The following is a 7,715-nucleotide window of genomic DNA, read 5'->3' on the forward strand; positions in this document are numbered from 1 at the left end:
GGTGTTGCCGTGTTCAGCGCCAACCAGCCGCTGCAGCGGGTGCGTCGCCTCGGAAAGGTGGCCGAACTGGCCAAGGCACTGGAAGAGCAGTCCGTCCACGGTGGTACCGGCATTGCCCACACCCGCTGGGCTACCCATGGCGAGCCGTCCGAGCGCAATGCTCACCCCCACGTCTCCGAGCATATCGTGGTGGTGCACAACGGCATCATCGAGAACCACGAAGAGCTGCGGGAAGAGTTGAAGGCGCTGGGCTATGTGTTCAGCTCCGACACCGACACCGAAGTGATTGCCCACCTGGTGCACCACGAGCTGAAATCCGCCCCCAGCCTGCTGGCGGCCATGCAGGTAGCGGTGAAGCAGCTGCGCGGCGCCTACGGCACCGTGGTGATGGACAGCCGTGACGACAGCCGCGTGGTGGTGGCCCGCTCCGGCTCCCCCCTGGTGATCGGCCGCGGCATCGGCGAGAACTTCATCGCCTCCGACCAGATGGCCCTGCTGCCGGTGACCCGCCGCTTCATCTTCCTGGAAGAGGGCGATGTGGCCGAAGTGACCCGCCGCGACGTGCATATCTTCGATACCGACGGCCATGCCGTGGTACGCGAGGAGCTGGAGTCCGAGCTCTCCCACGATGCCGGTGACAAGGGCGAATACCGACACTACATGCTCAAGGAGATCTACGAGCAGCCCAAGGCCATCACCAACACCCTGGAAGGCCGCCTGGGCAGTGATCACGTGGTGGTCGAGTCCTTCGGCAACGGCGCCCGCGCCATTTTCGACAAGGTCGAGCACGTCCAGATCGTCGCCTGCGGCACCTCCTACAACTCCGGCATGGTGGCCCGCTACTGGTTTGAAGAGATCGCTGGCGTCTCCTGCGACGTGGAGATCGCCTCCGAATTCCGCTACCGCAAGTCGGTGGTACGCCCCAACAGCCTGCTGGTGACTCTTTCCCAGAGCGGCGAGACCGCCGATACCCTGGCCGCCCTGCGGTTGGCCAAGGAGTCTGGTTACATGAGCTCCCTGGCCATCTGCAACGTACCGGGCTCCTCCCTGGTGCGCGAATCCGACCTGGCCTTCATGACCCGGGCTGGTGCCGAGATCGGGGTGGCGTCCACCAAGGCGTTCACCACCCAGCTGGCCGGTCTGCTGATGCTGGTGGCCTCAGTCGGTCACTGCCGTGGCAACCTGAGCGCCGCCGCCGAGGCCGAACTGGTCAAGGCGCTGCAAGCCCTGCCTGTGCGCATCAAGGAGAGCCTGGCCCTGGCCAAGCAGATCGAGACTCTGGCCGAAGAGTTTGCCGACAAGCACCATAGCCTGTTCCTCGGTCGTGGCAGTCAGTACCCCATCGCCATGGAAGGGGCGCTCAAACTCAAGGAAATCTCCTACATCCACGCCGAGGCCTATGCCGCCGGTGAGTTGAAGCATGGCCCGCTGGCGCTGATCGATGCCGAGATGCCCATCATAGTGGTAGCGCCGAACAACGACCTGCTGGAGAAGCTGAAGTCCAACGTGGAAGAGGTGCGTGCCCGTGGCGGTATCCTCTATGTGTTCGCCGATGCGGACGCCGGTTTCAAGAGCGACGAGACCATGCGGGTGATGAGCCTGAACCACGTGGAAGAGATGATCGCGCCGATCGTCTATACCGTGCCGTTGCAGTTGCTCTCCTACCACGTCGCCCTCATCAAGGGCACCGACGTGGATCAGCCGCGCAACCTGGCCAAATCCGTGACTGTGGAATAAGCCGTCGCCGGAAATGAAAAAAGAGCCGCATTGCGGCTCTTTTTGTTTTGGCAAAACAGGCTACGACAGCCGCAGGTTGGTGATGGTCACATCGTCCAGCGAGGGCACTATGATGCCGCTGGAGATGCTCTTGGCGATCGCCTGGTTGCGGTTGCGCGAGTCCGTCTTGTTGGTGACCTGATTGAGGTGGAAGTTCACGGTTCGCTCGCTGATGCCGAGGATGGTGGCGATCTCCCAGGAGGTCTTGCCCTCGCTGGCCCAGAACAGGCACTCCTTCTCCCGATCCGACAGCTCGGCCAGGTATTTCATCAGGTCTGGCCTGGCCTTGATGAGGGTCAGGGCCGAGTTGAAGATGTAGCTGGCGCAGAATGACAGCAGGGGAACGTTTTCAAACATCAGATCGGAATTGGACTTCTCCTTGCTGATGAAAGAGAGGATGCCGTGTTCCCCCTGCGGCGTGTGCAGCGGGAAGGAGACGCCGTTCCTCACCCCGAAGTCGGCGGCCAGGTTCATCACCTCCCTGCTGGCGCTGGGCAACCAGGGGGCATCACAATCGAGCTTGTTCCAGAAGATGGGCTGGGTCTGCTTCAGCCCCAGGAAGACGACCGGATCCTGGGTCAGGTAGTGCCGTTCCGAATAGGCATCAAACCAGCTGGTGGGGCAGTTGTTGAACAAGGCCACATGGGATTTCTGCATGCTGATGGGGAAAATAATCAGCAAACGGAAGTAATCAAACCCCATTTGATGACTGAAGCGCTCCAGTTGTTGCTGGATCTCGCTGGTCTTCTTCGCCTTGGTGAACCGATCTATGTGTTCCCAGATCGCATCGTTAAACATGTAAGTCTCCTTTTTCGATCACTTATCTTGCTGATCGAAAAGACATTTTTTAGTTATTTAAAATGGTGTTGCGACTACCAACGCCAGTTATTCCCGTACTTGTCTAAAAAGTATCCTGTTTTTTCGGCCAGAGGCCAAGAAAATCATCTGATTGCCAGTGACCCTACTCTTTGAGACAATGAGAATAGTTATCATTGTTAAGATTTATATCATGAACAAGTTTTGGGGTCTGGCCTTGTTACCCATGGCCGTTCATTGCGTCGTGTCCGCCGACGAGGTGGTTGCGCCAGCATTGAAGAACAGTATCGCCGACGGGAAAGCCTCCCAGCTGCGTGTGGAGAAAGCCGCCGATGGCGCCGTCGCCGCCAGGATTGAGCTGCAAAATGCCCAACTTCAACTGCGGGATCTGGAAGCCTACAACCGCTACATGCAGTCTCTGGTGGCCGATCAGCAAAACGAGCTGGGCAAGCTGAACCAGCAGTTGGAGGCGGTACAAGAGACCCGTCAGGGCCTGATCCCCCTGATGCTGCAGATGCAGGCGGACCTGGAGCAACTGGTGCAGGATGATATTCCCCTGCGCAAGGAGGATCGTCTGGCGCGGGTCGAGCAGTTGAAAGCGACCCTGGCCCGGGCGGACGTGAGCGAGGCGGAGAAGTTCCGCCAGCTGCTGCAGGCCTACCAGATCGAGGCCGAATACGGCAGCCGGATGGATGCCTATCCTGCCCAGCTGGTGCTGGACGGTGCCGAGCGCCGGGTGGATGTGCTGGCGCTCGGTCGCGTCTCCCTGCTGGCCATGACAGCCGATCGCTCCCAGGCCTGGCGCTGGTCCGCCGAGAGAAAGAGCTGGTTGCCGCTGGAGAGCGAGTGGCTCACCCCCCTTGCCGATGCGCTGGACATGGCCGCCGACAAGAAAGTCCCGCAACTGCTGCATCTGCCCCTGTCTGTCGCGCGTAGCCAGGAGGCTCAGTCATGAAATGGTTCCCCCTTCTGATCACCCTCTCCCTCACCTCCCCGCTGGCCCTTGCCAATGAAGCCTGGCAACAGCAGGAACAGGCCCGCGAGCAACAGGCGCAGCAGGAGCTGGCGTCTGTCTCCACCGAATTGAACAGTGCCCGCGCCAGGCTGGCCGAGGCTCAACGCCTTAGCAAGGAGCTGGCCGGCCAGTTTGCCAGCAATGAAAAGCAGCTGGTGGAGCTCAACAGCCGGTGGGAGCAAGCCTCCGGCGACATGAACGAGATCTTCGCGGTGACCCGTCAGGGCGCCAGCGACGCGGTCAAGCTGCTGGGTGACTCCTCGGTGCAGGGCCAGTATCCGGATCGCCTGACGGCCTTGAAGTCGATGGCTCAGGACAAGCAGGTGCCGGATCGCGCCGCCCTCGCCCTGCTGCCCGCCACCCTGTTGCAGGAGATCCGCGAGTCGGGTCGGGTTGTCCAGTTCGATGGCAAGGTGCTGGATGCCCAGGGTGCGGCCAGCGAGCAGCCCCTGACCCGGGTCGGCAGCTTCGCCCTGTTCGGCGGTGCCGGTTATCTGCAGGTGAGCGCCGAGGGCATCACCCCTGTGCTGGGGCTGCCCGGCGGCGTGCTGTCCGAGCTGACCGCCTATCAGGGCAAGGAAGGCGAGGCCCTGCCGCTGGATCCCTCCCACGGCGTCTTGCTCGAGATGCTGGCCCAGGCGCCAACCTTCTGGCAGCAAGTCCAGCAAGGGGGCCAGGTAGGCGCCATCATAGTACTGCTGGCCGCCATCGGCCTCGGCATTGCCGCCGTGCGGCTCTGGACCCTTTCCCGCGAACTGACCCTGGTGCGTCGCCAACTCAAGAGCGGTGAATATCATGCCGACAACGCCCTCGGCCGGGTGCTGACGGTGGCTGACAAGCATCCAGAACTGAGCATGGAGACCCTCGAACTGCGTCTGGATGAGGCGATCCTGCAAGAGACCCCTCGCCTGGAGCGCGGCATCGGCATGGTCAAGGTGATCGCGGCCATCGCCCCCATGCTGGGTCTGCTCGGGACAGTGACCGGTATGATCGGCACCTTCCAGGCCATCACCCAGTTCGGTACCGGCGATCCCAAGATCATGGCGGGCGGCATCTCCATGGCCCTGGTCACTACGGTGCAGGGTCTGGTGGCGGCCATTCCGCTGATCCTGGCCCACAGCCTGTTGCAGTCCCGTTTCACCGAGCTTTCCAACGTGCTGGAACAGCAGGTGGCCGGGATCCTGGCCGAGCGGGCCGAAAGCAATGGTGACAGGGTGGAGCGGGTAGCATGATGCTCGACATCTGGCAGCAGTTGCAGAGCTTCATGGGCCGTGGCGGCCCGGTGCTCTGGGTCATTCTGGCCTTGCTGGTGCTGATGTGGATTCTGATGATCGAGCGGCTGCTCTACCTCAACTTGGGGTTTGCACCGTTGCAGCGTGAGCTGCTGGGCCGCTGGCAGGCGCGTCGCGAGCGTCACAGCTGGCACGCTCGCGCGATTCGCGGGCGCTGGCTGGCAGAAGTGGAGCTGGCGCTCAACCGTCATCTGATCTTCATCCGCACCCTGGTGGTGCTCTGCCCCATGCTGGGGTTGCTGGGTACAGTGACCGGCATGATAGGCGTATTCGATGCGCTGGCTGCGGCCAACCGCTTTAACCCGGAGAGCATGGCGGGCGGGATCTCCCGCGCCACCATCCCCACCATGGCAGGCATGGTGGTGGCCCTCTCCGGCGTGTTGTTACTCAGCCGGCTCGAGAGTCAGGCCAAGCGTGCGCTGGCCAAGACCCGGGACGGCCTGCGAGAAGAGAAGGTAATGCAATGAGACGGCAATCCAAACGCCAGCGCGATGAAGTGCAGATCGACATGACCCCCATGCTGGATATCGTCTTCATCATGCTGATCTTCTTCATCGTGACCACCTCCTTCGTGCGCGAAGCCGGGCTTGAGGTACACAGACCCCAGGCCAGCCAGGCCAAGGCGCAGAAATCGTCCAGCATCATGCTGGCGATCGGCGCTCAGGGGCAGATCTTCCTCGACCGCAAACAGGTGGATGTGGAGCGGGTGCAGGCCACCCTCGCCAGACTGTTGGCGGAGCAGCCCGAGGCAAGCCTGGTGATCCAGGCCGATGAACGGGTACCCCACGGCAAGGTGGTGCGGGTGATGGATGAAGCCAAGGCGGCAGGCATCGCCAACATCGCCGTGGCGGTGGCACCGAAATGAAACACAAGTTGATGAGCCTGGGACTGGGGATCGCCCTCAGTCTGGGCATCCTGCTGTTCATGGCCACCCTGGTGGAGCCGCCCGGAGGGGAGAAGGCGACCACAGAGCAGAAATCCATCGTCATCAACATGCAGAACGAGGTGACCGAGGTACAGGTGCGTGAGCGGCCGGTACCCCAGGAGCCGGAACCCCTGCCGGAGCCGCCTGCCGCGCTGGCTTCGACATCGCTGCCCATGCCGGCGGCGGCCCCGTTGCCTTCGGTACAGCCGAGCCTGGATCTGGTCTCGACCCTGAGCGCGGTACAGGTCTCTGCCCCTGGCGTGGCGACCAGTCCCACTCCGGTCGCGAGCGGCAATTTCCATGGTCAGCAGCAGGGTACCGGGATCGGTGCCGGCGACATGCTGATGCCGCTGCAACGGGTTGAGCCTGTTTATCCCTACCGGGCCCAGCAGGCCGGCATCGAGGGGGCCGTGACCTTGCGTTTCAGCGTCGATGCAGACGGCCGGGTACAGGATGTGGAGGTTGTCGAGGCCAAGCCGAAGCGCCAGTTCGAGCGAGCGGCCATTCAGGCGATCAACAAGTGGCGCTATCAGCCTAGGCCGGGCGCCACCGACAAGCTGGTGCAAGTCATCACGCTCAAATTCAAATTGGAGTCATAACCATGTTGCGGATCTGGATCTGTCTGCTGGCCCTGGTCAGCCAAGCCTGTCTGGCGATGGAGGTGAGCCCTCATTTCTCCCGCCAGCTGGAGCCCGTGATGAAGCTCTATCAATCTGGCCAGTGGCAACAGGCCCAGAGCAAGGCGGCTGTGCTCAAACCCGGTTCCGAGGCTGAGCACGCCTGGCTGGCGCAGTTACAGGCCTCTCTGGCCGCCAACCTGCAGCAGACCGCACAGGCGAGTCGCTACGTGGAGCAGGCTCTTGCCTATAAAGAGTGGCCAGAGCAGCAACGACTTCAGTTGTTGCGTCTGCGAGGGGATATCCAGGCCCAGCAATCCAACTGGCCCGGCGCCATCGCCAGCTACAAGGCCGCATTGGCCATCAAGGCTGACGATGCCTTGCGTCTGCGCTTGGCTGGCCTCTATTACCACAACAAGCAGTACGGCGAGGCAGCCAGCCAGAGTGAACAACTGTTGAAGAAAAGCTGGCAGAAGCAGGCAGCCATCATCCGCCTCTCCTCCCTCACTGCATTGCAGCGTTACGGCGTGGCTGCGGATCAGGCCGAAGAGTTGATCCGCCGCGAGCCAAAAGAGAGCAAGTGGTGGCAGCAGGCTGTGTCGCTCAATCTCTCCGCCAAGCGTGGTGATCGAGCGCTTGCACTGCTGCAAACTGCCATCGACCGTCAACTGATGGATGATGCCGCCGCCCGCAACCAGCTAATCCGCCTGTATGCCTGGCAGGGACTGCCCTATCGCGGTGCGCGTCTGCTGGAGTCTGCCATGGCCAAGAGACAGATGAAGCAGAGCGCCGAGAATCGCCAATTGCTGGCCCAGTTGTGGGAAGGGGCACGTGAGTGGCCGAAGGCTGTGGACAGCTGGCAGCTGCTTGCCCGGGAACATGCTCACCCCAAGGCCGCCATGCGTGCCGCCGAACTGCTGCTGCAACAGGGAAAGACAGATGCCGCCATGACCCAGCTCGCGGCCATCAAGTCGGTGAAAGGAGAGCAGGGCAACAGAGCCAAGGCCCTGCTGGTGCAGGCACACCTCAATAAAGAACAATATGCTCAGGCGCTGGTGTTGGCTCGCGAGCTGCAACAGCAGAACAACTGGCAAGACAGGGCGACCAGCTGGGTCAACTACATTCAGGCCCAGACTGACGGTATGAACAAAAAAGCGGCATGAAACTGGGGTAAACTCTCATTTCATGGGGTTTAGCCTGCTTTTTCAGCAAACGAGCACATTTTTACAAAAAGCCCTTGTCATCGCGGCGCGGCTCCCTATAATGCGCCCCTA

General features: G+C 61.7%; 8 protein-coding genes. 7 read left to right on the forward strand and 1 reads right to left on the reverse strand.

All coding sequences use genetic code 11. The features are described from left to right. Positions 1–1,737, forward strand: a 1,737-nt coding sequence (glmS, locus tag AACR77_RS22910) for a glutamine--fructose-6-phosphate transaminase (isomerizing) (RefSeq protein WP_042879001.1), incomplete at its 5' end; no start/stop codon positions are given. A gap of 60 nt (positions 1,738–1,797) precedes the next feature. Here glmS and AACR77_RS22915 read toward each other — a convergent pair. After that, positions 1,798–2,574, reverse strand: coding sequence for a LuxR family transcriptional regulator (locus tag AACR77_RS22915; protein WP_010672236.1), 777 nt, complete (start codon positions 2,572–2,574; stop codon positions 1,798–1,800). A 211-nt stretch (positions 2,575–2,785) separates the two neighbouring features. Here AACR77_RS22915 and AACR77_RS22920 point away from each other — a divergent pair, with 211 nt between their 5' ends. The 6 genes from AACR77_RS22920 to AACR77_RS22945 are packed head-to-tail and all read left to right on the forward strand — an operon-like array spanning position 2,786 to position 7,604. Beyond that, positions 2,786–3,547 (forward strand): DUF3450 domain-containing protein, encoded by a 762-nt coding sequence (locus tag AACR77_RS22920; RefSeq protein WP_042879003.1) that lies wholly within the window; start codon positions 2,786–2,788, stop codon positions 3,545–3,547. Then, positions 3,544–4,839 carry a MotA/TolQ/ExbB proton channel family protein gene (locus AACR77_RS22925; protein ID WP_042879005.1) on the forward strand — a complete coding sequence of 432 codons (1,296 nt, stop codon included), beginning with the start codon at positions 3,544–3,546 and terminating at the stop codon, positions 4,837–4,839. The genes AACR77_RS22920 and AACR77_RS22925 overlap by 4 nt, the downstream gene beginning before the upstream one ends. Further along, the gene (locus tag AACR77_RS22930; RefSeq protein WP_010672233.1) at positions 4,836–5,366 is read left to right on the forward strand and encodes a MotA/TolQ/ExbB proton channel family protein; all 531 of its coding nucleotides are present in this window, start codon (positions 4,836–4,838) and stop codon (positions 5,364–5,366) included. Before AACR77_RS22925 ends, AACR77_RS22930 begins: the two co-directional genes overlap by 4 nt. Continuing rightward, positions 5,363–5,764, forward strand: a complete 402-nt coding sequence (locus AACR77_RS22935) for an ExbD/TolR family protein (RefSeq protein ID WP_010672232.1) — start codon at positions 5,363–5,365, stop codon at positions 5,762–5,764. Before AACR77_RS22930 ends, AACR77_RS22935 begins: the two co-directional genes overlap by 4 nt. Further along, positions 5,761–6,423 (forward strand): energy transducer TonB, encoded by a 663-nt coding sequence (locus AACR77_RS22940; protein ID WP_042879008.1) that lies wholly within the window; start codon positions 5,761–5,763, stop codon positions 6,421–6,423. Before AACR77_RS22935 ends, AACR77_RS22940 begins: the two co-directional genes overlap by 4 nt. A 2-nt stretch (positions 6,424–6,425) precedes the next feature. Then, positions 6,426–7,604 carry a hypothetical protein gene (locus AACR77_RS22945; protein ID WP_042879010.1) on the forward strand — a complete coding sequence of 393 codons (1,179 nt, stop codon included), beginning with the start codon at positions 6,426–6,428 and terminating at the stop codon, positions 7,602–7,604. Positions 7,605–7,715: the final 111 nt, after the last annotated feature.

Origin of the sequence: Aeromonas sp. ZOR0002 (assembly GCF_963866995.1) — a bacterium.
GTDB lineage: Bacteria > Pseudomonadota > Gammaproteobacteria > Enterobacterales > Aeromonadaceae > Aeromonas > Aeromonas caviae.